The following is a 22,541-nucleotide window of genomic DNA, read 5'->3' on the forward strand; positions in this document are numbered from 1 at the left end:
GACGATGAGCGACGCCACGGGGCACAGGAGCATCTCCTGGTCTCCGCACCGCGTCGATCACGGAGGGGCTCGCGCCCGCTCCCTCGCCGAAGTGACCCGGTGAGATTAGCACGCGAGGCCCCGGAGTCCCTCGCCGACGTGACGGCCGTCGCCGTGGGGCCCGACGGGACGGCGAAGGGCCCGCATCCGAGAGGATGCGGACCCTTCGTCACTGATCAGCGTGCGAGCGAGTCAGACCTCGCCGTCGAACAGGCTGGTGACCGAGCCGTCGTCGAACACTGCACGGATCGCGCGCGCCAGCAGCGGCGCGATCGACAGCTGGGTGAGCCGGTCGAACTGCTTCTCCGGCGGGACGGGCAGCGTGTTGGTGCACACGATCTCCCGCACCGAGCTGTTCTTCAGCCGTTCGGTGGCCGGGTCGGACAGGATCGCGTGGGTGGTGGCGATGACGACGGACTTCGCTCCGCTGGCGATGAGCGCGTCGGACGCCTGCACGATGGTGCCGGCCGTGTCGATCATGTCGTCGACCAGGACGCAAGTCTTGCCGGTGACGTCACCGATCACGCGCTTGGCCACAGCCTGGTTGGGCCGGTTGATGTCACGCGACTTGTGCACGAACGCGAGGTTCACGCCGCCCAGCCTCTTGGCCCACTGCTCCGCGACGCGGATCCGGCCCGCGTCGGGCGAGACCACGGCGATGTCCTCGTTGCCGTACTTCTCCTGGATGTACGTCGCGAGGATCGGCAGCGCCATGAGGTGGTCCAGAGGACGGTTGAAGTAGCCCTGGACCTGCGGTGCGTGGAGGTCCACCGAGATCATGCGGTCCACCCCGGCGGTCTCGTAGAGATCCGCCATCAGACGCGCCGAGATCGGCTCGCGACCACGGTGCTTCTTGTCCTGACGGGCGTACGGGAAGCTCGGGGCGATCGCCGTGATCCGCTTGGCCGACGCCCGCTTGAGGGCGTCGATCATGATCAGGTGCTCCATCACCCACGTGTTGATGGGAGCAGGGTGGGACTGCAGGACGAAGACGTCCGTGCCGCGCACCGATTCCCCGTAGCGCACATAGATCTCGCCGTTGGCGAAGTCCCAGGCGTCCATCGGCAGGATCTCGACGCCGAGCTCGTCGGCGACCTCCTGCGCGAGGACCGGGTGGGCCCTGCCGGAGGCGAGGACCAGTCGCTTCTCCCCCGTGGTGACGATTCCGCTCATCGCTGCTCGTGCTCCTTGTGCTCATCGGCAACTTCTGTGGCAGGCGCATCCGCAGCGGACCTGTCCTCGGCTCCGAGGGCGGCTCGTGCCGCCGCCTCGGCCGCGGTCCCCGCACGGCGTCGCAGGGTCCATCCTTCCATGTTCCGCTGCGCGACTGCGTTCACGGCCAGCGCCCCCGGGGGCACGTCCTTGCGCACGGTGGTGCCGGCTCCGGTGGCGGCCCCGTCACCGATGGTGATGGGCGCCACGAGAACATTGTCCGAGCCGACCCGCACATGCTTGCCGACCGTCGTGCGGTGCTTGTCCACCCCGTCGTAGTTGGCGAAGATCGTGGCGGCGCCGATGTTGGTGCCCTCGCCGATCTCCGCGTCACCGACATAGCTGAGGTGCGGCACCTTCGCGCCGAGGCCGATCTTCGCGTTCTTCGTCTCGACGAACCCGCCGATCTTGCCCTTCTCCCCGAGGTCCGTCCCGGCCCGCAGGTAGGAGAACGGGCCGACGGTCGCGTTCGCACCGATCACCGCGAGGACGGCGTGGGAACGGACCACCTCGGCGCCCTCCCCGACCTCGGTGTCGCGCAACGTGCTGTCCGGGCCGATCGTGGCCTCCGTGCCGATGTCGGTGGCCCCGTGGAGCTGCACCCCGGGGAGGATCACGGCGTCCTGGGCGATCGAGACGTCGGAGTCGATCCACGTCGTGGAGGGGTCCACGATCGTGACGCCCGAGCGCATGTGCCGCTCGAGGGTGCGGCGGTTCATCTCCGCGCCGAGCTGGGCCAGCTGGACCCGGTCGTTGACGCCCTCGACCATCATCACGTCGGCGGTGACGACCGCCCGCACCGAGCGACCGTCGGCCCGGGCGATCGAGAGGACGTCGGTGAGGTACATCTCGCCCTGCGCGTTGTCGGTGCCGATGCGGCCGAGCGCATCGCGCAGCACCGCGAGGTCGAAGGCGTAGATGCCCGAGTTGATCTCGTCGATCGCGAGCTGGTCGTCGGTGGCGTCCTTGTGCTCGACGATGCCCAGCACCTCGGATCCGTCCTCGCTGCGCAGGATGCGGCCGTACCCGGTGGGGTCGGGGACCCGGGAGGTGAGCACGGTGACCGCGGCGCGGGCGCCCTCGTGAGCGGTGACCAGCTCGCGCAGGGTGGCCGGCTCCAGCAGGGGCACGTCGCCGTAGGTCACCAGCACGGTGCCCTCGGAGGCGGAGACCTGGTCGAGGCCGCACTGCACGGCGCGGCCGGTGCCCGGCACGTCGTCCTGGTCGGCGACGGTGACCTCGGCGGCGTGCTCGGCGAGATGCGCGGCAACGCGATCGCGCTCGTGGCGCAGGACCACGACGAGCTCGGAGGGACCGGTGCCCTCCGCGGCGGTGACCGCATGCACGAGAAGCGATCGACCCCCGATCTCGTGGAGGACCTTCGGTGTACGGGACTTCATGCGCGTCCCGGCACCTGCGGCCAGGACGATGACAGCGGCGGGGGCAGGGGATTCCACGTCGGCAGCTCCTCGGAATCGACGGGTGATGTGCAGCGGCACCGCCGCGGAGGCAGTGGGCGTTCCGCCATCAGGACTCGAACCTGAAACTTCAGAACCAAAATCTGAGGTGTTGCCGATTACACCATGGCGGAGCACGCCGGAGGCTGCCCCCGAGGGATCCGTTCGGGCCGTCGAGGGCCGCGCGGACGCGAAGGAGGGCCCGTGGGCGCGGACCGATCCTATCGTCCGGACCAGGGGTCCCGGGCCGCGATCGGCGGCGGTCCGGAGTGCTCCTGCCCACGACTGCGGGCACGCTCGCGCCGGATCAGGACCGAGATCCGGCGCGGGACCGGGATCGGGACCGCGACCAGGATCAGAGCCTGTGCGAGACTTCCGCCATGGCGGAGAACGGAGCCCCTCGCGGTCGGTCGACCCGGATGACGGGACGAGAGCGGCGGGAGCAGCTCGTGACGGTGGGCCGTTCGGTCTTCGCCGAGAAGGGCTTCGACATGTCGAGCGTCGAGGAGATCGCGGCCCGCGCCTCCGTCTCCAAGCCGATCGTGTACGAGCATTTCGGGGGCAAAGAGGGCCTGTACGCGGTGGTCGTGGACCGTGAGGTCAGCACTCTGCTGGCGGACCTCGAGAGATCCCTGCGCGAGCAGCGGCTCCATCCCCGTCTGCTCATGGAGCGGGCGGCGCTGGCGTTCCTGTCCTACATCGACGAGAACGAGGACGGGTTCCGGATCCTGGTCCGGGACTCCCCCGTGAGCCAGGCCGGCGGCACCTTCTCCTCCCTGCTCACCGACGTCGCCCAGCGGGTCGAGGAGATCCTCGCCGCCCAGCTGAAACTGCATTCCTACCCCGAGCGGGACGCCACGATGTACGCCCAGATGCTGGTGGGAATGGTCGCCTACACGGGTCAGTGGTGGCTGGAGACCCGCACCCCCAGCAAGGAGATCGTCGCCTCCCGGATGGTGAACCTGTCCTGGTACGGACTGGTGGACCTGCAGAAGTCGCCGACGCTGCACGAGGGTTCCAAGGCCTGACCCGGAACGCACAGGCGGACCGTGGAACGCACCACCCGGAACAGGCAGGGCCTGCCTGTCGCCGGTCCCCCGCCCTAGACTCGGGGCATGCCCATGACTGCTGATGACGCCACCGCGCCGCACCTCGACGAGGTGGATCGGATCATCGAGGGCTGGGAGCGTGCACGCGAGGACCTCGATATCGAGCCTCTCGCCGTCTTCTCCCGCATCTCCCGCCTATCCCGCTACCTCGAGACCGCACGGCGCGACTCGTTCACCGCGGCGGGCCTCGAGGGCTGGGAGTTCGACATGCTCTCTGCCCTGCGGCGCAGCGGGGACGACGCCCTCTCCCCCGGCGCGCTCATGCGGCAGACCCTCGTCACCAGCGGCACCATGACCACCCGCATCGACAAGCTCGTCACGCGGGGCCTGATCACGAAGAGCCGGAGTCCGCGCGATGGCCGCGCCGTCGAGGTGCGCCTGCAGCCCGACGGGGTGTCCCGGGTGGATGCCGCTATGGAGAGCCTGCTCGCCGCGGAGCGCGAGCTGCTGCATCCCTTGGCCTCTGAGGACAGGTCGGCCCTGGCCGACGCGCTGCGCTCGCTCCTGCTCACGTTCGAGGTGGACGATCCGCTGGATCGATGATCCACAGATCCGGCATCCGCGCGCCGCGCTGATGCCCTGGACGACGCGCGTGACTCGTCCGTCCCCCAGCACCCAGCTTCTCGAAGGATGAACCCGTATGGCCCATATGCTCGGCACCCAGTCCCTCCATGTCTCCCTGCCGGACCGCGTCCTGCTCGACGACATCACCGTCGGCATCGATGAGGGCGACCGCATCGGCGTGGTGGGCCGCAACGGCGATGGCAAATCCACCCTCCTGCGCCTTCTCGCCCGCTTCCAGGAGCCGGACTCCGGCCGGGTGACCGTGCGCGGAGGCGTCCGGGTGGGCGTGCTGAGCCAGCAGGACGAGGCGACCGCGAGCACGACGGTGCGCCAGCGCGTGGTCGGTGATCGCCCCGAGTACGAGTGGGCCTCGGACTCCCGGATCCGCGACGTTCTCGCCGGCCTGCTCGACGAGATCGACCTCGAGGCGGAGCTCGCGGATCTCTCCGGTGGCCAGCTCCGCCGCGTGCACCTCGCCGAGCTGCTGGTCGGCGACTGGGATGTGCTGCTGCTGGACGAGCCCACGAACCATCTTGATGTCGAGGGCATCTCCTGGCTCGCGGACCATCTGCGCCGGCGCTGGAACCGCAGGGACGGCGGGCTCGTGGTCATCACCCACGACCGGTGGTTCCTCGACGCCGTCTGCACCCGGATGTGGGAGGTGCACGACGGGGTGGTCGATCCGTTCGAGGGAGGGTACGCCGCCTATGTCCTCCAGCGTGTCGAACGCGATCGCCAGGCCGCAGCGATCGAGAACAAGCGCCAGAACCTCATGCGCAAGGAGCTCGCCTGGCTGCGTCGCGGCGCGCCCGCACGCACCTCGAAGCCGAAGTTCCGCATCGATGCCGCGACGGAGCTCATCGCGGACGAGCCGCCCGTGCGCGACGCCGTGGAGCTCACGCAGCTGGCCACCTCGCGCCTGGGCCGCGATGTGCTCGATGTGCTCGATGTGGATGCCGGCTACGGCGACGTGCGCGTGCTGCATGACGTCACGCTGCATATCGGCGCGGCCGACCGCATCGGGATTCTCGGTCCCAACGGTGCCGGGAAGTCCACGCTCCTCGCCCTGATCACCGGGGATCTCGAGCCGCAGGCGGGTCGCGTCAAGCGCGGCAAGACGGTCACCGTCCGCCAGGTGACGCAGCGGGTCGAGGGGTTGCAGGACCATCTGACGTCGCGGGTCAGCGACGTGGTGGGGCGATATCGCAGCTCGTTCAAGGCGGGGAAGGACGAGGTCTCGCCCGGGCAGCTCCTGGAGCGTCTCGGGTTCACCACCGCGCATCAGAAGGTTCTGGTCGGCGCGCTCTCCGGCGGCCAGCAGCGCCGCCTGGACCTCCTGCTGACGCTGCTGGAGGAGCCCAATGTGCTGATCCTCGATGAGCCGACCAACGATATGGACACCGACATGCTCGCGGCGATGGAAGATCTCCTCGACACGTGGCCCGGCCCGCTGATCGTCGTGTCCCACGACCGGTATCTGCTCGAGCGCGTCACGGACACCCAGTACGCAGTGCTGAACGGGACCGTGCGTCATGTCCCCGGCGGCGTCCAGCAGTATCTCGAGCTGCGTGCGGAAGCCGACGCGAAGGGAACTGTGCAGACGACCGGGGGCCGCAGGGCCACGTCGAGCGCTGCCGGTACCGGGAGCGGAACCGACAAGGGTGCCGGCGCCGGTTCTGATTCCGGTTCCGGTTCCGGGTCCGGGTCCGGTACCGGTGGCTCCACTCGTTCCGCGACGGGAGCTGCCACCGGATCAGGTGGTGCGGAGGCGCATGCCGCTCGCAAGGAGCTGAGTGCCACCGAGCGCCGCATGGAGAAGCTGATGGGTCAGACCAAGAAGCTCCACGAGAGGCTCGCCGCCCATGACCAGTCCGATTATCAGGGGCTGCAGTCGATCACCGAAGAGCTGCGCGCGATCGAGTCTCAGGTGACGGGGCTGGAGGAGCGTTGGCTGGAGCTGTCGGAGCAGATCGACTGACCTCTCCAGCCGGGAGGAGATGACCTCATTTCTCCTCTCCTCTGGCTTCTCCCCTGACCTCGCCCTTGGCCTCGAGACGCGAGGTGATGCGCGTTGCGTCGAAGACGTAGTCGCTGTGTGCGCAGAGCAGCCTCTGCCCCGGGTGGCTCGGTGGTTTCCTGATCAGGATCCCCGCGGGGACGAGCTGACAGATCGCTCGATGCAAGCTTGCATGGGAGTCGGGTGGCGTCGGCCCGCCTTCGCGAGTCGGCTCCAGCTCACCGAGGGTGTGCATGACCCAGCCCGTCTGCTGTTCTGGCGGGTTCGCCGTCGGCGACATCGAGGTGGACTGCTCTGGGGTGGTCTGTTCTGTCGCTGACAGCCGTCGATGCCGTCGGCGCAGCGCTGTTCCGACAGGGTCGAAGTTGATGCCGCTGCGTCGTGCTTTCTGGCCGTACCGGGTGGTCCACTCCATGGTGCGGCGGCGCCCGGTGTCGTCGTGGATCACCGCCGCGCGCATCCCTGCCTCCTCCTTCTGGGTGTCGATGCCGCACAGCCCGTTGCCGTTGTCCACGGACGTGGCCCCGCCCGCCGCATACGGCGTGATGTGGTCGTTCTGGCGGATCGGGGCGTCGCAGTAGGGTGCGCGGCAGGTGAGGTGGCTCCAGCTCAGGAATCGTGCGAGCGCCGGAGGGAAAGCCCGAGCTCTGGACTCGATGGCGACGAGCTGACCATCCTCCGGATCCGTGTAGAGGTTGCGCAGTGCGAGACGCAGCTCCGGATCGTCATCGGCTGAGGCCATGGCACGGCGCATCTCGTCGCGGACATGCTCGTACGGGACAGTCCCCAGACCTTCGATGACGGCGGGGTCTGCGTGCTCCGGGACGAGCAGTGACCGGTCGGTGATGATCACGCCGATCTCCATGGTGCCGGGGTCCATGCCCTCGCCGCGGCTGAGGAGAGTATCGGCGAACATATCCGCCATGATCTGCTGATGGCCTCGACGGTCCCCGTGGGCACGAGCCCTCTCCGCCTCCAGGGCGAGGCTCTTGCGGATCCTGGCGCCGTCGAGCGCCGTGAGCCTCGCCGTCACCACGCTCATCCCGTTCTCCGCTCGACGCACGGAGACGTTGCGGCTCTGCACGGCATGTGTATGGCGGGCTGCAGCGCCTTGAGGGTCGAGCGCGTGCATCACCTTCTCCGCCTCATCGCCCCATTGCTGCACGCCGCACCCCTCGAGGTACGGGAGGTGCTCCGTGAGCACCTGATCGACCTGGGAGCGCAGCTCCGGAGCAGCTGGGCCGACGACGCGGCCGACGCGATGGGCAGCCTCCGGCGAGAGCCGACCGTGCGCGAGGGCGCGGAGCATCCCCGGCATCGACTGCACCAGACGACGCGAGCTCGACATGGTCTGGCCTGTCACGGCGGGGGCGGCATGGAGGGCGAAAGCAGCTTCTGCCCGGGCAGTCTTCAGCGCGACGCGCGGCGCCATCTCCTTGGCCAGGCACTCATCCTTGACCGCGCTTTCGAGATGGACGAGTGCCCGCGCCTGCACGGCGGCGATCGCGGTGGACACTTCACGCAGTCCGTCGAGGAGCGAGAGCGTGGCCTGCGTCGAGAGACGCTCGATCGGTCCCGATCCATCGCCTCCCGCATGCACCAGCCCCGACAGCACAGAGGACAGATCGACTTCGCCGAGGCGGAGCACGCTCGCGGGAGCGGGCGTCGAATTCACAGAGGCAGAGTGCTCAGAGTCGTCTTCGACCCCGTCCCGCTCACTCTCCGCGTCCCCAAGTCCCCTATTCATGCATCAATGATTACACATCCACCCCACTTACCGAAGGGTTATAACATACCAATCCAGAAATGTGGATAAACCATCTGTGTGGAGGAACGACCCACCCGGGCCTCCCGTCGGCTCTCGTGCGCCACAGCGCCGTCGACGGCCAACCAGGTGCCGCCGGCACTCCCCCTCGTAGCAGCCATAAGCAATGGTCACATGCGGCAGCCGCACGCGATGCCCACACACACTGCCGTCACAGAACACGCTCCACACCTCGCCTGCGGCTCCTTCCACTGTCGCGGATCCGCGTGGGGTCCTGACGATTCAGATAACCCCATAGCGCACTGCACCTCGCAACACAAGGCGCTTTACGCAAATGTGGACAAGCAGTGGATCGGGAGGAAAGAATTCGCCACAGATAGTGGCGTCAATACCGCACATCAGGGGATGCCGCCACGACATGGGTCGTCTCGTCTCGACATGGGTGGTCCCCACAACGAAGGATGCCGCCACAAGATGGGGCGGGTCGCCATAGCAGGGGATGCCGCCACACCATGGGCCGCCGCCGAAGCACGGGACATCGCCACAGCATGGGATGTAGCAACAGCATGGAATGGCGCCACAGCATGGGATGGCGCCACAGCATGCGATGGCGCCACATCGTCGGACGCCGTCGAGGACGTGCCGCCAACCGTCAGCCGGCTCGGAGGACGTGCCGCCAACCGTCAGCCGGCTCGGAGGACGTGCCGCTCTTCGTCAGCCGGCGTCGAGCACGCTCGCGCCAGCTGCAGAACCCCGCGCCACAAGATAGGAGTCCACGAGCCGTGCCGCCCGCAGCTCCTCCCCGATCTCCTGCGCATGCTCCCTGTCCTCGACCAGGACCGCGACCGTCGGCCCGGAGCCCGAGACCATCGCTCCGTAGGCGCCGGCCCGTTGGGCATGCTCCACGACCGGCTCGAGCCCATCGTGGAGGGCGAAGGCCGCCGATTGCAGGTCGTTATGGAGCGTGCGCCCCAGCAGAGGCGCATCACCGGAGCTGAGAGCCTGGAACTGCAGCTCCTCGATCTCAGGGTGCTCCGGCAGGACCCGTCCCACCGACCGGGCGATCTCATCGTGGCGTCGATAGACGGCCGGGGTGGACAGGTGCCCGCCCGGGAACGCCAGCAGCCAGGTCCATTCACCATGGGTGAGCGCCGTGGTCAGGTCCGCGCCGGTGCCCCGCCCCAGCGCGGTGTGGCCGAGCATCGCGAAGGGCACGTCCGCCCCGAGCCGGGAGCCGAGCTCCCGCAGCTCCTCGGCCGGGAGCTCCAGGCCCCAGAGCCGATCCAGGGCGACGAGCACGGCAGCGGCGTCCGCCGAGCCCCCGCCCATACCGCCGGCCACCGGGACCTGCTTGTGGACATGCAGGGCGGCACCAGCTGTGACCCCGCGCTCCGAGCGCAGGAGCTCGGCAGCGCGCAGGGCAAGGTTCGATCCGTCCAGCGGGACCTCTCCCGGGACGTCGGAATCGACCGAGAGCGTGAGCTCATCCTGCTGGGTCGCGGTGACGGTCTCGTAGACGTCGACGGCCTGGAAGACCGTCGCGAGGCTGTGGTAACCACGATCGTCGACGGCACCGACGGCGAGCGACAGGTTGATCTTGCCAGGGGCGCGCACCACCACCCGGTTCAGGGCGTTCGCCATCACGCGATCTCCCCGCTCGCCCGAGCGATCGACCGGAACTGCTCGATCTCCAGGGTCTCGCCGCGAGCGCCGGGGTCGATCCCCGCGGCCCGCAGGATCTCCTCGGACCTCGTCGGACTGCCCGCCCAGGGCGCGAGCGCGGCGCGCAGCGTCTTGCGCCGCTGGGCGAAGGCGGCGTCGATGACCGCGAACACCTCGGCACGCTCCGCGGAGGTCCCGAGGGGCTCGTCGTGCCGGGTCAGCTCCACGAGGGCGGAGTCGACGTTGGGGACGGGCCAGAAGATCTGGCGGGAGATGCGGCCGGCCTGCTCAGCGCGGCCGTACCAGGCGGCCTTCACGCTCGGCCCGCCGTAGGTCCGACTCCCCGGGTCTGCCGTCAACCTGTCGACCACCTCGGACTGCACCATCACCAGCGCGGTGCGGATCTCCGGGAACCGTTCGAGGATCGTCAGCAAGATCGGAGTGGCCACGTTGTACGGGAGGTTCGCGACCAGTGCGGTCGGCTGCCCGGCGTGCGGCAGGTCAGAGAGCTCGGTGACCTGCAGGGCGTCGGCGTGCACCAGGCGGTACCGCTCCTCGTCGACCCCGCGGGCGTGCAGGGTCAACGGCAGCAGCTCCGCAAGCCCACGGTCGAGCTCGATCGCGGCGACATCCGCCCCGGCCTCGAGCAGACCGAGGGTCAAAGAGCCCAGACCCGGTCCCACCTCGAGCACGGCCTGGCCCGGCGTGATGCCGGCTCGGCCGACGATCGTGCGGACCGTGTTGGGGTCCATGACGAAATTCTGGCCGCGCTGCTTCGAGGGCCGGATCCCGGCCGCATCCGCGAGCTCGCGGATATCGCGAGCGCTCAGCAGGAGCCCAGGGGCCGACGGGCCCTGCGAGCCGTTGGCGGGCGAGGAACCGGAGGCTTCCTGCGTCGCGCCCGCGGACTGCGCGGCGTCGGCGGGCTGCGCGGCATCGGCGGGCTGCGCGGCATCGGCGGGCTGCGCGGCGTCGGCGGAGTGGGGCGTGCCGGCGCTCATGCCGCCACCGCTTCCGGCCAGCCGTAGACCTGCTCGGTCGTGGCGCGGACTGCTCGGCACGCCTGCTCGAGGTCGGTGCCGGTGACCTCCGCCATCGTGGCCATCGTCAGCGGGATCAGATACGAGGAGTTCGGCCGGCCGCGATAGGGGACCGGGGTCAGGAACGGCGCATCGGTCTCGACCATCACCTGCCCGAACCCGACCTCGGCCAGCGCACCCCGGAGGTCATCGGCATTCTTGAAGGTCACGTTCCCGGCGAAGGAGAGGAAGTACCCGCGATCCGCGCAGGCGCGGGCGAACTCCGCATCCCCGGAGAAGCAGTGGAAGACGGTGCGCTCGGGGGCACCATCCTTGTCGAGCACCTCGAGGACGTCCTGGTGGGCGTTGCGATCGTGGATCTGCATCGGCAGGTCGAGCTCCTTGGCCAGGGCGATGTGGGCACGGAAGGACTCGATCTGCGCGGCTCGCGCGGCGTCGTCCTTCTTCGAGGTGCGGAACCAGTCCAGACCCGTCTCGCCCACCACGACCATGCCGGGGCCCCGCAGGAGGGTGGAGACCTCGCCGATCGCCTCGTCGAGCCCGATGATCGGATCGCCGTCATGATCGGTCCCCCGGGCATGCAGCGCGGCTTCGTTGGGATGGATCGCGACACCGCCCCGCAGGGACGGAGGGCACGCCTCGGAGGCGAGGAGCGCTGCGGTCCAGCGCACGGCCTCGAGGTCGGAGCCGATCGTGATCTGGGCGTCGACGCCCACCTCGGCGGCCCGGGCCACGTGATCCGTGACGGTGAGCTCCCTGTCGCCGTCGGCGAAGTCCAGGTGGCAATGGTTGTCGATCACCGGGAACGGCAGCGAGTCCGGCACCGGCGGCCAGGAACGGTCGCGAGAACGGCCCCGGGGGTCGATGTCCTCGCGACTGCGCACCGGTGAGGGCGCGGCCGATGAGGAGGAGGACTGCTCGGGCCGGGCCGGCGCAGTGGACTCAGGGGACGGGTCGGACCGGGCAGCGAGGGACCGATCGTCCTGCGCGGGATCTGTCTCGTACGGTGACGGCATGCGACCATGGTAGGAGCGTCAGCCCTCCGGTCCCGCCATCGGGTGACCGCGGCGACGTCGACGTCACGTCCGGCCCTCGGAGCCCGCAGGGTCGACGCACGGCTCCCGAACCGTCGGGACGGTGTGCGGTGGGATACGTCACGAGCCCCGAGCAGGCGAAGCCGAGCCCGATGTGACAAGATGGGTCGTCGTTGCGCGTCCTAACGTGCACCCGAGCGCCCCGACTCAGCTGGACCGGGTTCGGGTCGCTGCTCGGGACGGACGCCAACGCTAGTTCATCTCCGGACCGTCCAAGGAGCGTCCTCATGGCAGTGCCCAAGTTTAAGATGTCCCGCGCACGTACGCACTCGCGTCGTTCGCAGTGGAAGGCCAACAACCCCGACCTCGTGCAGGTGACGGTGCGTGGCCGTACCGCAGCTGTTCCGCGTCGTCTGGCCAAGGCCTACCAGCGCGGTCTGCTCCAGATCGAAGACTGATCCCGCGCGGGTCCGCGACCCGCAGCTGATCTTCGACCGAAGCCCCCGGCCCTGTGCCGGGGGCTTCGTCGTGTCGTGGGGCCGTGTCATGTCGTCGTGTCGTGGGGTCGTGTCATGGCGCCGTGTCGTGGCACGGCAGGGATACGCAGCAGATCCGCCACGTCGCCGGAGAGCAGCGCCGCCCGTCCGGCTCAGCTCTTCCGGCTCAGCTCTTCCGGCTCAGCGCCAGATCGTAGAGCTCGCTCGAGGTGACGCCGTCCTGTCCCTTCGCCAGCGCCTTCGCGGCGTCCTTGAGCCGCTCCCCGGCGGCGGCCCGGGCGAGGACCTCCTCGACGAGGTCCTCGGCACTCAGGGCGACCGGCTCCGCACCCGCCACGACGATCACGATCTCGCCCAGCACCTCCGTGGACTCCGCCCACTGCGCGAGCTCGCCGAGGGACCCTCGCACGATCTCCTCGTAGGTCTTGGTCAGTTCGCGCGCGACGGCGGCGGTCCGCTGCTCGCCGAAGGACTCGGCCATCGAGGAGAGCGTCGCCGCCGTGCGGCGAGGGGACTCGAAGAACACCATCGTGCGCTGCTCGGCGACGAGAGGACCGAAGGTCGCGGCCCGCCGGCCTTCCCGACGCGGCGGGAAGCCCTCGAAGGTGAAGCGGTCCGGCGCGATCCCGGAAGCGGCGAGCGCTGTGAGCACGGCCGACGGTCCCGGGATCACGGTGACCGTGAACCCTGCCTCGCTCGCAGCGCGCACCGCCCGGAAGCCCGGATCCGAGACGACCGGCATGCCGGCGTCGGTGACGATCAGGACCCGCTCCCCCGCGGCGAGCGCCTCGAGCAGCACCCCGGTGCGTTCTGCTTCGTTGTGCTCGTGGTACGAGAGGATCCGCCCGGTGGTCTGCACCTCGAGGGCCCCGACGAGCCGCGCGAGGCGTCGGGTGTCCTCGGCGGCGATGAGATCGGCCTGCTCGAGCGATCGCATCAGACGCACCGAGGCATCCAGCGGGTTGCCGATCGGGGTGGCGGCGAGGGTGAGGACTCCGGGTTCGAGCATCCCGCCATGCTAGCGAGCCGCACGGCCGACGCGGACAGCCCTCCAGGATCACCGCAGGTGATGTCCTAGCATGTGCGGGTGCACACGGAGGAGGTCGCGACCCATCGCGCAGACGCCGAGGACGAGCCCGACGCGGTGCTCGCGTCCTTGCGGCGCCGTCTGAGGACCTACGACCTCCCGGTCTCCCGCCTCGCCTGGGCAGGGGCGATGGCCCTGTTCGGACTGGCGCTCGTGCTGCGGCTGTGGGGCCTGGGAACAGTCGATGAGCTGATCTTCGACGAGACCTACTACGTCAAGGACGGCTACGCCCTCACCCAGGAGGGTGTGGAGATGTCCTGGCCCGAGGACCACGACGCGGTCTTCGAGTCCGGGGACGTGAACACCTACGAGAGCACCGGCTCCTATGTGGTCCATCCCCCGCTCGGGAAGTGGTTGATCGGTGCCGGGATGATGGTTCTGGGCCCCGACTCGCCCTGGGGCTGGCGCCTCTCGACCGCCGTGCTCGGCTCCGTCGCCGTCCTGATGCTCACCCTCATCGGCAGGCGCCTGTTCCGCTCCACGACCGTCGGCCTCATCGCCGGTCTGCTGCTGGCGATCGACGGTCTGCACATCGTGCACTCGCGCACGAGCCTGCTGGACCCGTTCCTGATGTTCTTCGTGCTCGCCGCGTTCGGGGCCCTGCTCGTCGATCGCGACCGGTTCCGCGAGCATCTGGCGGTGCGGGCCGCGCAGCTCCAGCTCGATGCCGAGCTGCCTCCGGCCCTGGGCGTCTCCGGCGGGCTGCGACCGTGGCGTCTGCTCGCCGGCGCGCTGCTGGGCATGGCCTGCGCAGTGAAGTGGTCCGGGCTCTATGCGCTGGCGGTCTTCGGGATCATGACCGTGCTGTGGGACTGGTGGGCACGGCGCACGGCCGCCCAGAAGAACTGGCTGCTGGGAGGGTTCGTGAAGGACGCCATCCCGGCCTTCTTCGCGACCGTCGGGACCGCACTGGTCGTGTACATCGCGTCGTGGGCGGGCTGGTTCGCCTCCTCCGTCGGGTACAACCGGAACCTCGCCGCGAAGGAGGGCACAGCCACCGGGAACGGGATCCTGGACTCACTGCGGTCCCTCTGGCTCTACCACCGCCAGGCCTACGAGTTCCATATCGGCCTGGACACCGAGCATCCGTATCAGGCCAACCCGCTGGGCTGGCCCCTCATGCTGCGGCCCACGAACTTCTACTACCGCTCCTACGAATATGGGGAGCACGGCTGCGAGGTCGCGAAGTGCGCCTCCCACATCCTCTCCGTCGGCAATCCGGTCATCTGGTGGCTGGGCACGCTCGCCGTGCTGATCACCCTGGTGATCGCGATCGTGCGCTTCGACGGACGGGCCTGGGCGGCGCTGGCCGGCATCGCCGCCGGCTACCTCCCCTGGCTGCTGTACACGGACCGCACGATCTTCACGTTCTATGCGGTCGTGTTCGAGCCCTGGCTGATCCTGTGCCTCGCCTACGTGCTGGGGCTGCTCATCGGCCCTGCCCGTGCGGACTCGGAGAGACGTCTGGCCGGAGGTCTCTTCGCCGGATCCCTGCTGGTGCTCATCGTGCTGGTCTCCGCGTTCTTCTGGCCGATCTGGACCGGCGAGGTCATCGACCTCGAGCAGTGGCGGTACCGGATGTGGCTTCCCTCCTGGACCTGACCCGACGGGCGCCTCCTGGACCTGACCCGGCAGGCGCCGGACGCTCCGCTCCCAGGGTGTGATCGCCGCTACGATTGCGCCATGCCTTCGGAACCCACAGCGCTGCGTGATCTCGCCCGCGATCTCGGTGTCAGCACCGAGTACTGGGGGTGGGACGGCACGCTCAAGGATGTCGCCGAGAACACCCTGCGCTCCGTGCTCGCCGCGCTCGGCGCGCAGGCCGACTCCCCGGAGGACATCGACCGCATCCGCCGCGAGCACGAGCATGCCCCGTGGGCCCGCACCCTGCCCCCGGTGACGGTGCTGCGCACGGACCACGGGACGACGGTGCCGGTGCATGTCGACCACGGCAGCCCGGTCACCACCCATCTGCTCCTGGAGGACGGCGGCCGCCGTGATCTCGAGCAGGTCGATGACTTCACCCCGCCCGTCGACATCGACGGCACCCTGCGCGGCCGTGCCCGTTTCCGGATCCCCTCGGGCCTCCCGCTGGGCTGGCACCAGCTCGTCGCCGAGACGCCCTCGGGGACGGACACGGCGGACGTCGTCGTCACCCCGGCGCGGCTGACACTCCATGAGGGCTTCGCCGCCCGACGGGCCTACGGGATCCAGGCGCAGCTGTACTCGGTGCGCTCCTCACGATCCTGGGGCATCGGGGACCTCGCCGACATGCGCGATCTCGCCGCGATCTCCGGTGCCTGCCACGGCGCGGACTTCCTCCTGGTCAACCCGTTGCACGCCTCCTATCCGACGCCGCCGGTCGAGCCGTCCCCATATCTCCCGGTGACCCGGCGCTTCACCAGCGCGCTGTACCTCCGGATCGAGGACGTCCCGGAATGGCGGGATCTGCCGGAGCACGCCCGGCAGCGCGTCGAGCTGTCCCGGCGCGGGGTCGAGGACTGGAACACCCGGGTGGACCGCCTGGAGCGTGACGACGTGCTCGCGGCGAAGCTGGAGGCGCTCGAGGAGCTGTTCGCCGTGCCGCTCTCCGCAGGGCGTCGTGCCCTCCTCACGGCCTACCGTCGCCGTGAGGGGCAGGGCCTCGAGGACTTCGCGCTGTGGTCCGCGATCGCGGAATCCGCGCGGGCCGCCGGCGAGGAGCAGGGGCTGTCCGAGCTCGACGACGACGCCGTGGAGCGAGCACGTACCGAGCTCGCGCAGAAGGTCGACTTCCATGTGTGGACGCAGTGGCTGCTCGACGAGCAGCTCAGCGCCGCGCAGACGGCCGCCCGGGACGCCGGGATGCGCATCGGCATCATGCATGACCTCGCCGTCGGCGTCGAAGAGATCGGCGCCGACTCCTGGCGGCTGCGCGGGGTCCTCGCCCGCGGCGCCACCGTCGGCGCACCCGCCGACCAGTACAACCAGCAGGGCCAGAACTGGCACCAGCCCCCGTGGCATCCCGAGCGGCTGCGGGAGGATTCCTACCGTCCGTGGCGCGACATGCTGCGCACCCTCATGCGCCATGCGGGCGCCCTGCGGATCGACCACGTGCTGGGCCTGTTCCGCCTGTGGTGGATCCCCGAGGGCCACGAAGCCTCCGACGGGGCGTACGTCTCCTACGACCACGAGGCGATGATCGGCATCCTCGCCCTGGAGGCGGAGCGCTCCGGCACGGTCGTGGTCGGCGAGGACCTCGGCACGTTCGAGCCGTGGGTCCGCGACTACCTGGTGGACCGCGGGATCCTGGGGACGTCGATCCTGTGGTTCGAGAACGACGCCGAGGGAGCGCCGCTCCCGGCCGCGGACTATCGCACGCTGTGCATGTCCTCGGTGAACACCCATGACCTGCCGCCGACGGCCGGCTATCTCGCCGGGGACCATGTCGCGCTGCGCCACGAGCTCGGACTGCTCGAGCGTCCTCTGGAGGAGGAGCAGGAGGCCGACGCCACGGGCCGCGAGCAGGTGCTCGACCTGCTGCGCCGCGACGGCCTGCTGGCCCCCGGTGCGGACCTCGAGGACACGGTGATCGCGCTGCACCGGCATCTGGCGCGCACCCCGTCGATGCTGCTGGGCGTCTCGCTCGTGGACTGCGTGGGCGAGCGTCGGATCCAGAACCAGCCGGGCACCGATGAGGAGTACCCGAACTGGCGGATCCCGCTGGCCGATGCAGAGCTGCGCCCCGTCTCGATCGACGACATCGCGACCGACGAGCGCACCGCGCACCTGCTGGCCGCGGTGCGCGAGGGCATCAGGCCGCGCTGACCTGCTCCCAGGAGCCGCGCTCGGCGAGGAACACCCGTGCCGCCTCCTGGGCGCCCTCGAGCGTGTGGTGGGCGCCCCAGCCGCACTGGATCTCGTTGGCGGCGGGGACCTCGTCGGCCGCGACCAGATCGCGCAACGTGGCCTCCAGCGTGGGGGCGAAGCTCTCGGTGGTGTGATCGCCGATCAGCAGCACGTAGAAGCCGGTGCGGCAGCCCATCGGCGAGACGTCCAGGACGACGTCGCTGTGGTTGCGCATGTGCTCGGCCATCATGTGCTCGAGGGAGTGGACGGTCTCGGACTCCAGATGCGCGACGTTGGGCTGGGTGAAGCGCACGTCGAACTTCGTGAGCACGTCACCGCCGGGCAGCTCCTTGCGATCGGCGATCCGGAGGTACGGCGCGGCGACGGTGCGATGGTCGAGGTTGAAGCTCTCGACGTTCATGCGGGGAGGCCGGTTCTGCTCGGTCATGGGGTACTCCTCTGTCGTGGGGGCCTCAGCCCAGGGTGGTGGACACCGGTCGCGGGAACAAAGTCATGAGAACGGGGTCATGAGAACGCGGTCGCGAGGACCGGTCCGTCAGCGGCTGGAGCGGGACGTGCGGCCGCGGACCACGCCGACGAACTCCTGGCGCACCTCGTCGTCGGCCGCACGGGGCCAGGCCAGCGCGATGCGGGTGGGCTCGGCGTCCACCTGCGGCCGATGCACGGCGTCCTTGCGGTGGTGGAGGCGGGCCAGCGACAGCGGCATGCGGGTGAAGCCCACGCCGGCCGCGACGACGGCCACGCGGTCCGCGGCGTCGTCGAGATGCTCGGCCGGGATCTCCGTCTCCTCGGCGAGATCGCCCTCGGAGACCTCGTCCAGCAGGCTCAGCACGTGCTCCGTGCCCATCACGATCGCCCCCCGCTCCTCCCACAGACCCACCACATGGAGGTCGTCGGTGGGGATCGGCAGGCGCACGAAGCACATGTCGACGTCCCCGCGCTGAAGGGCGAGGTGCTGCTGCGAGAGCGGGATCGGGGTCAGCTCGAGCCAGGCGTCCCGTCGACCCGACTTCCAGCGACGCAGGAAACGATCAGGTTCGACACCGGGGACGAACCCGACGCGCAGGGTGCGATTCTCCATGTGCCCAGACTACGGCGCGGGGGCTGCCCTCCGTGCACGAGACGCCCTCCGCGGGACGGGGAGCTCCGGGGCCTCGGCCCCGTGCCTCTGCCCTGCGCCTCAGCCCCGTGTGCCTCCAGCGGTCAGGCAGGCAGGCCGGGAGCGGGCCGTGCCTCCGCGAGGATCCTCAGGAGGTCCTGGGTGAAGCGTTCCGGACGAACCAGGTTCACCAGGTGGTTGCCATAGCCGAGGGCGACGACGCGACCCCGGGGCGCTGCGTTGGCGAAAGATCGCTCGTCCCACCGCAGCTGATCGAAGCGTGGGCTGAGGATCGTGACGGGGACGTCGATGCGCCGCAGGTCTTCGCGCAGATCGAGGGTGCCGACCGCTGTCATCGCGGCGGTCACGGCCTCAGGTCCGGAGAGGCCGCCGCGCGTGTAGGCGCCCACCCCGCGCCTCCCGAGCGCCAGGGCATGCAGAAGGGTGGCACCGGTCGCCGGATTCGGGTCGGACCGTGCCCTCCGCAGGCGGCTCCCTCCCGATGGGGAGCGTCGTCCGGGCAGGGTCGGGAGCCCGCTCATGGCGGTGATCCCGAGTCCGTACAGCCGCGCGGTGGTCGGGGTCGGCTGCACGGCGGAGCCGCAGACGGTGAGGCTCGCGAGCGACCCTGCCTGTGCTCCAGCCCCTGCCCTTGCTGCTGCTCCAGCTCCAGCTCCAGCTCCAGCGGACCGCGCCTCGTCGGCCCTGTCGAGGCCGCCGGCGCAGAGCGCGGCGGCGGCGTGGATCGCGAGCATCCCGCCCAGCGAGGATCCCACCAGGTGCACGGTGGCCGGGCCCGTCGCCTCGGCCGCGGTGAGGACGGCCCGGCTGATCGTGGCCGTGGCCTCGGTGAGGGTGAACGGCTCGCCGCGGTGCACCCCATGGCCGGGCAGGTCCGGGGCGCTCACGAGATACCCCGCCTCGCGCAGGCCGGGGAGCTGGAGATCCCACTGGCTGGAGGAGGTGCGGGTGCCGTGGACCAGCACGATGCTCTCAGTCACCGTTCCCCACCTCAACACCGGTCCCCATCTCTGCACCTGCGGCGGCACGTCGCAGCACCTTCGTGAAGCGCTTGGGCCGGGAGAGGTTCGCGATGTGCCCGGCATCGTCGAGGATCACGAGCTCCCCGTCCCGGGCGGCCTCCAGGAAGAGTGCCTCGTGGCGGCGGAACGGGTCGTGCTCCCCGTTGAGGAAGGTCAGCGGGACATCGATCATCGCGATGTCGGCCAGCAGATCGAGGGAGCTGATCGTCCGCACCACGGTCCCCACCACGCCGTGGGCGCGTCCTCCCCCGTAGTAGCGACGGGAGGCCTTGCGGGAGTGCCGCTTCGCAAAGGCGCGCGCGACTCGCGTGTCGGAGTCGCCGGGCAGCCAGTCCTTCATGGTGATCCACAGGCCGTAGAGCCGCGCCATCGCCGGTCCCGGGACGATCGTGCAATCCGCCGCGAGGACCGCCTCCAGACGGCCCGGGTTCCGGGACGCCCAGTGCAGCGTCAGGTATCCGCCGAGCGACAGCCCCACCAGCAACGGTGGCTGCTCGCAGTCGCTCACGGCCTGCTCGATGGTGGCCAGTGCGCTCTCCAGCGTGAACTCTTCGCCGCGGCGTCGACCGTGACCGGGGAGGTCCGGGGCGATCACCTGGAAGCCGTGCTCGCGCAGGCGGCGCGTCTGCCCCTTCCACATGGTGCGCGAGGAGCGCACAGCATGGATCAGCACGATGCTGCTGGTCATCGAGGTCCCCTCCCCTGCGGCATCCGTCGCATCGCGCGACGCATCGTCCCCGCCTGGACCCTATCGTCCGTGGGTGAAAGGCAGAGGGTCATAGTCAGAGGGTGATCGTCCGCGGGTGATCGTCCGCGGGTGGACGACGACGCCACGGCGAGCGTCGGCCCCCGCGCCGACCGCTAGCCTGAGCAGCATGCCGAGCTACCGCATGCACCTGCCCATCGGGGAACTCCTCCCGGGACGTTCCCCGCACGACGTGATGGAGCAGGCCGCCCTCGCGCTGGGCACGCTCCACGTGGTCGAGAAGCAGGACGTCGAAGCACCGCTGATCGGCGACCGACGGGTGGGACGCGCCGTCCTGCGGTTCGCGGTGGAGGCGACCACCCGCGGGGATGAGGACGCCGCCGCGCGGCACGCCCTCGCCGTCGTCATCGACCACCTCGAGGGGACTGCGGGCCGGATCGCCCCAGAGAGTGCGCTGCAGCTCACGCGGGGCGCGGCGGGCCGCTTCCGGCCGATCCCGCTGGGCTGACCGCTGCCGGCGTCCGTTCCCGCACCATCAGCTGGACACGGGCGTGACCATCAGCTCGAGACAGGCGTGACCATCAGCTGGAGAAGAGCCAGATCGAGGCGTCGACCGAATTTCGTCCCGACCTGGGGCAGGGTGCCACGATGCTCGAACCCGAGCTTCTCGTGCAGGCGCACGGAGCCGATGTTGCCTGCCTCGATCGCCGCGATCATGGCCTGGACGCCCTGTTCCCGGGCTCGGGTGACCAAGGCCTCCAGCAGCGCGCGGCCGACGCCCCTGCCCTGCTGGTCGCTGCGCACGTAGACGGAGTCCTCCACGGTGCCCCGGAATCCGTCGTGCGGTCGGAACATGCCGTAGGTCGCGTAGCCGAGCAGCTCACCGGCAGCTCCGCTCCCCTCACCGTCGCCGTCGCCGTCGCCGAGGCAGACCAGCACGGGGAAGCCGTCCCGACGCCGCTGAGCGAGCCAGACCGCCCGGTCCTCACGATCCACCGCGTGGTCGTTCCAGATCGCCGTGGTGTGCTCGACCGCGTCGTTGTAGAGCGCGGTGAGGGCATCCAGGTGCGCGGCGGTCGCGTCGCGGATCTCCATGACAGCTCCTCAGAAAGGTCGGCGCTCCGGGACGGGCGAGCCGGAGAGCAGACGAACGGGCCGGCTGGCGAACGGGCGAACCGGCGACAGGGCGAACCGGCGACGGGGTGAACGGACGAGCGGCCACGGCCCCGGGCTGAGTGCGTGGTCAGCACCGTGGAACAGGAGAACCCCCTGGTCAGTTGCGTGACCAGGGGGTTCTTCGGTGGAGCTAGGGGGATTCGAACCCCCGACCTTCTCATTGCGAACGAGACGCGCTACCAACTGCGCCATAGCCCCATGTCGCGCGGCGACCCGGCCAGATTACCACCGGGAAGCCCCGGAGGAGAACTCGTCGGAATCGCCTTGACGAGGATCACAGATCCGCGTCGCGCAGGGCCTGAACCTCCTCGAACACGCGATCCACCAGGTCCAGGCGCTCAGGCCCGGTGCACGCCACGTACGCAGGGTTCAGGAAGTCGGGCTGCCCCGTCTCCCCGTGGCCGGGCCAGGTGCGCACCGAGCCTCCGGCGCGGCGCAGGATGTGGAAGCCGGCGGCGATGTCCCAGGCGTTGATGGAGGCCAGGAATGTCGCATCGGCCCACCCGGCGGAGACATAGGCGAGCTCGATGGCGGCGGAGCCGAGGTGCCGGATCGCCGAGAGGCCGTTCTCCAGCTCGGGCTGCGCCCTCGCCGCGAGCTCAGGGAACTCGGCCCAGCCACGCTGGCCCGGGAAGCCGGACAGCACCAGGGCGTCGGCGGGCTTGTTCGTCGAGCGCGGCGTGATCTCGCGGCCGTTGAGCGTCGCCGGCCCGTCCGCTGCGGTGAACACCTGGCCGAGAACCGGAACATCGATGACGCCGGCCACCAGTTCGTCGCCCACCGCCACCCCGATGGAGACGCAGAACAGGGGAAGACCGGCAGCGAAGTTGCTGGTCCCGTCGATGGGGTCGACGTAGAAGGTCACGACGGGCTCCGCGGGATCAGCGCTCAGCGCGCCCTCCTCGGCGGGTCGCTCCCCGCCCTCCTCGCCGACGATGCGGCAGGTGGGGAGCAGCCGGCGCAGCTCGGCGACGATGATGTCCTCGCTGGCCCTGTCGTGCTCGGTGACGATGTCATGACTGGAGGTCTTGTACTCGCGGGCCAGGTGCTCGCGGTCCAGGGAGCGGATGCAGTCGGCCGCTGCCCGTGCCGCGGTGGTCGCGATGTCCAGCAGATGGTCGGGGCTCGGGACGGAGGAGGGCGCCGTCTGCGCAGTCGAGGTGTTCATCACCTCGAGCCTAGTCC

General features: G+C 69.9%; 20 protein-coding genes and 2 tRNA genes. 7 read left to right on the forward strand and 15 right to left on the reverse strand.

Features of this window, described 5'->3' with window-relative positions; translation table 11 throughout:
- Positions 1 to 231: 231 nt before the first annotated feature.
- The 3 genes from INT49_RS12750 to INT49_RS12760 all read right to left on the reverse strand — a co-directional run bounded on the left by INT49_RS12750 (position 232) and on the right by INT49_RS12760 (position 2,842).
- On the reverse strand, positions 232 to 1,212 hold the full coding sequence (locus INT49_RS12750) for a ribose-phosphate diphosphokinase (RefSeq protein WP_193118129.1): 981 nt from the start codon (positions 1,210 to 1,212) through the stop codon (positions 232 to 234).
- Complete coding sequence (glmU, locus tag INT49_RS12755) at positions 1,209 to 2,708, reverse strand: bifunctional UDP-N-acetylglucosamine diphosphorylase/glucosamine-1-phosphate N-acetyltransferase GlmU (RefSeq protein WP_193118130.1); 1,500 nt, start codon at positions 2,706 to 2,708, stop codon at positions 1,209 to 1,211. Before glmU ends, INT49_RS12750 begins: the two co-directional genes overlap by 4 nt.
- A gap of 62 nt (positions 2,709 to 2,770) precedes the next feature.
- Positions 2,771 to 2,842, reverse strand: a tRNA-Gln gene (locus INT49_RS12760).
- Between the two features lie 246 nt (positions 2,843 to 3,088).
- Here INT49_RS12760 and INT49_RS12765 point away from each other — a divergent pair.
- From INT49_RS12765 to INT49_RS12775, 3 genes are all read left to right on the forward strand, one after another.
- Entirely contained in the window at positions 3,089 to 3,736 is a 648-nt protein-coding gene (locus tag INT49_RS12765) for a TetR/AcrR family transcriptional regulator (protein ID WP_193118131.1), read from the forward strand.
- Positions 3,737 to 3,823: 87 nt separating this feature from the next.
- The gene (locus INT49_RS12770; RefSeq protein WP_193118132.1) at positions 3,824 to 4,360 is read left to right on the forward strand and encodes a MarR family winged helix-turn-helix transcriptional regulator; all 537 of its coding nucleotides are present in this window, start codon (positions 3,824 to 3,826) and stop codon (positions 4,358 to 4,360) included.
- Between the two features lie 97 nt (positions 4,361 to 4,457).
- Positions 4,458 to 6,359 (forward strand): ABC-F family ATP-binding cassette domain-containing protein, encoded by a 1,902-nt coding sequence (locus tag INT49_RS12775; protein WP_193118133.1) that lies wholly within the window; start codon positions 4,458 to 4,460, stop codon positions 6,357 to 6,359.
- Positions 6,360 to 6,384: 25 nt separating this feature from the next.
- On the opposite strand, the gene INT49_RS12780 is transcribed toward INT49_RS12775, so the two are convergent.
- From INT49_RS12780 to INT49_RS12795, 4 genes are all read right to left on the reverse strand, one after another.
- Positions 6,385 to 8,073 (reverse strand): DUF222 domain-containing protein, encoded by a 1,689-nt coding sequence (locus INT49_RS12780; protein ID WP_193118134.1) that lies wholly within the window; start codon positions 8,071 to 8,073, stop codon positions 6,385 to 6,387.
- Between the two features lie 804 nt (positions 8,074 to 8,877).
- Entirely contained in the window at positions 8,878 to 9,804 is a 927-nt protein-coding gene (locus INT49_RS12785; RefSeq protein ID WP_193118135.1) for a 4-(cytidine 5'-diphospho)-2-C-methyl-D-erythritol kinase, read from the reverse strand.
- Complete coding sequence (gene rsmA, locus INT49_RS12790; RefSeq protein WP_193118136.1) at positions 9,804 to 10,826, reverse strand: 16S rRNA (adenine(1518)-N(6)/adenine(1519)-N(6))-dimethyltransferase RsmA; 1,023 nt, start codon at positions 10,824 to 10,826, stop codon at positions 9,804 to 9,806. Before rsmA ends, INT49_RS12785 begins: the two co-directional genes overlap by 1 nt.
- Complete coding sequence (locus INT49_RS12795) at positions 10,823 to 11,881, reverse strand: TatD family hydrolase (RefSeq protein ID WP_193118137.1); 1,059 nt, start codon at positions 11,879 to 11,881, stop codon at positions 10,823 to 10,825. Before INT49_RS12795 ends, rsmA begins: the two co-directional genes overlap by 4 nt.
- Positions 11,882 to 12,186: 305 nt before the next feature.
- Here INT49_RS12795 and rpmF point away from each other — a divergent pair, with 305 nt between their 5' ends.
- Positions 12,187 to 12,357, forward strand: coding sequence for a 50S ribosomal protein L32 (gene rpmF, locus INT49_RS12800; RefSeq protein ID WP_193118138.1), 171 nt, complete (start codon positions 12,187 to 12,189; stop codon positions 12,355 to 12,357).
- Positions 12,358 to 12,562: 205 nt separating this feature from the next.
- Here rpmF and rsmI read toward each other — a convergent pair whose 3' ends face one another.
- Positions 12,563 to 13,405 carry a 16S rRNA (cytidine(1402)-2'-O)-methyltransferase gene (rsmI, locus tag INT49_RS12805; RefSeq protein WP_193118139.1) on the reverse strand — a complete coding sequence of 281 codons (843 nt, stop codon included), beginning with the start codon at positions 13,403 to 13,405 and terminating at the stop codon, positions 12,563 to 12,565.
- 78 nt (positions 13,406 to 13,483) lie between these two features.
- Here rsmI and INT49_RS12810 point away from each other — a divergent pair, with 78 nt between their 5' ends.
- Both INT49_RS12810 and malQ read left to right on the forward strand, forming a co-directional pair.
- The gene (locus tag INT49_RS12810) at positions 13,484 to 15,085 is read left to right on the forward strand and encodes a dolichyl-phosphate-mannose--protein mannosyltransferase (RefSeq protein WP_319021612.1); all 1,602 of its coding nucleotides are present in this window, start codon (positions 13,484 to 13,486) and stop codon (positions 15,083 to 15,085) included.
- An 81-nt stretch (positions 15,086 to 15,166) separates the two neighbouring features.
- Positions 15,167 to 17,290, forward strand: coding sequence for a 4-alpha-glucanotransferase (gene malQ / locus INT49_RS12815; RefSeq protein WP_193118141.1), 2,124 nt, complete (start codon positions 15,167 to 15,169; stop codon positions 17,288 to 17,290).
- On the opposite strand, the gene INT49_RS12820 is transcribed toward malQ, so the two are convergent.
- The 4 genes from INT49_RS12820 to INT49_RS12835 all read right to left on the reverse strand — a co-directional run bounded on the left by INT49_RS12820 (position 17,277) and on the right by INT49_RS12835 (position 20,162).
- Complete coding sequence (locus INT49_RS12820) at positions 17,277 to 17,759, reverse strand: S-ribosylhomocysteine lyase (protein WP_193118142.1); 483 nt, start codon at positions 17,757 to 17,759, stop codon at positions 17,277 to 17,279. The genes malQ and INT49_RS12820 overlap by 14 nt on opposite strands.
- Before the next feature lie 108 nt (positions 17,760 to 17,867).
- Positions 17,868 to 18,413 carry a LysR substrate-binding domain-containing protein gene (locus INT49_RS12825; RefSeq protein WP_193118143.1) on the reverse strand — a complete coding sequence of 182 codons (546 nt, stop codon included), beginning with the start codon at positions 18,411 to 18,413 and terminating at the stop codon, positions 17,868 to 17,870.
- Between the two features lie 122 nt (positions 18,414 to 18,535).
- On the reverse strand, positions 18,536 to 19,432 hold the full coding sequence (locus tag INT49_RS12830) for an alpha/beta fold hydrolase (protein ID WP_319021613.1): 897 nt from the start codon (positions 19,430 to 19,432) through the stop codon (positions 18,536 to 18,538).
- Positions 19,425 to 20,162, reverse strand: a complete 738-nt coding sequence (locus INT49_RS12835) for an alpha/beta fold hydrolase (protein ID WP_193118145.1) — start codon at positions 20,160 to 20,162, stop codon at positions 19,425 to 19,427. Before INT49_RS12835 ends, INT49_RS12830 begins: the two co-directional genes overlap by 8 nt.
- Positions 20,163 to 20,349: 187 nt before the next feature.
- Here INT49_RS12835 and INT49_RS12840 point away from each other — a divergent pair, with 187 nt between their 5' ends.
- Positions 20,350 to 20,688, forward strand: coding sequence for a hypothetical protein (locus tag INT49_RS12840; protein WP_193118146.1), 339 nt, complete (start codon positions 20,350 to 20,352; stop codon positions 20,686 to 20,688).
- A gap of 50 nt (positions 20,689 to 20,738) precedes the next feature.
- Here INT49_RS12840 and INT49_RS12845 read toward each other — a convergent pair whose 3' ends face one another.
- The 3 genes from INT49_RS12845 to INT49_RS12855 form a co-directional block, all read right to left on the reverse strand.
- Positions 20,739 to 21,275 (reverse strand): GNAT family N-acetyltransferase, encoded by a 537-nt coding sequence (locus INT49_RS12845; protein ID WP_193118147.1) that lies wholly within the window; start codon positions 21,273 to 21,275, stop codon positions 20,739 to 20,741.
- 206 nt (positions 21,276 to 21,481) lie between these two features.
- A tRNA-Ala gene (locus INT49_RS12850) sits at positions 21,482 to 21,554 on the reverse strand.
- 76 nt (positions 21,555 to 21,630) lie between these two features.
- Positions 21,631 to 22,524: an inositol monophosphatase family protein gene (locus tag INT49_RS12855; protein ID WP_193118148.1), complete on the reverse strand. Its 894-nt coding sequence runs from the start codon at positions 22,522 to 22,524 to the stop codon at positions 21,631 to 21,633.
- Positions 22,525 to 22,541: the final 17 nt, after the last annotated feature.

The sequence above is a fragment of the Brachybacterium tyrofermentans genome, assembly GCF_014897585.1.
Classification (GTDB): domain Bacteria; phylum Actinomycetota; class Actinomycetes; order Actinomycetales; family Dermabacteraceae; genus Brachybacterium; species Brachybacterium tyrofermentans.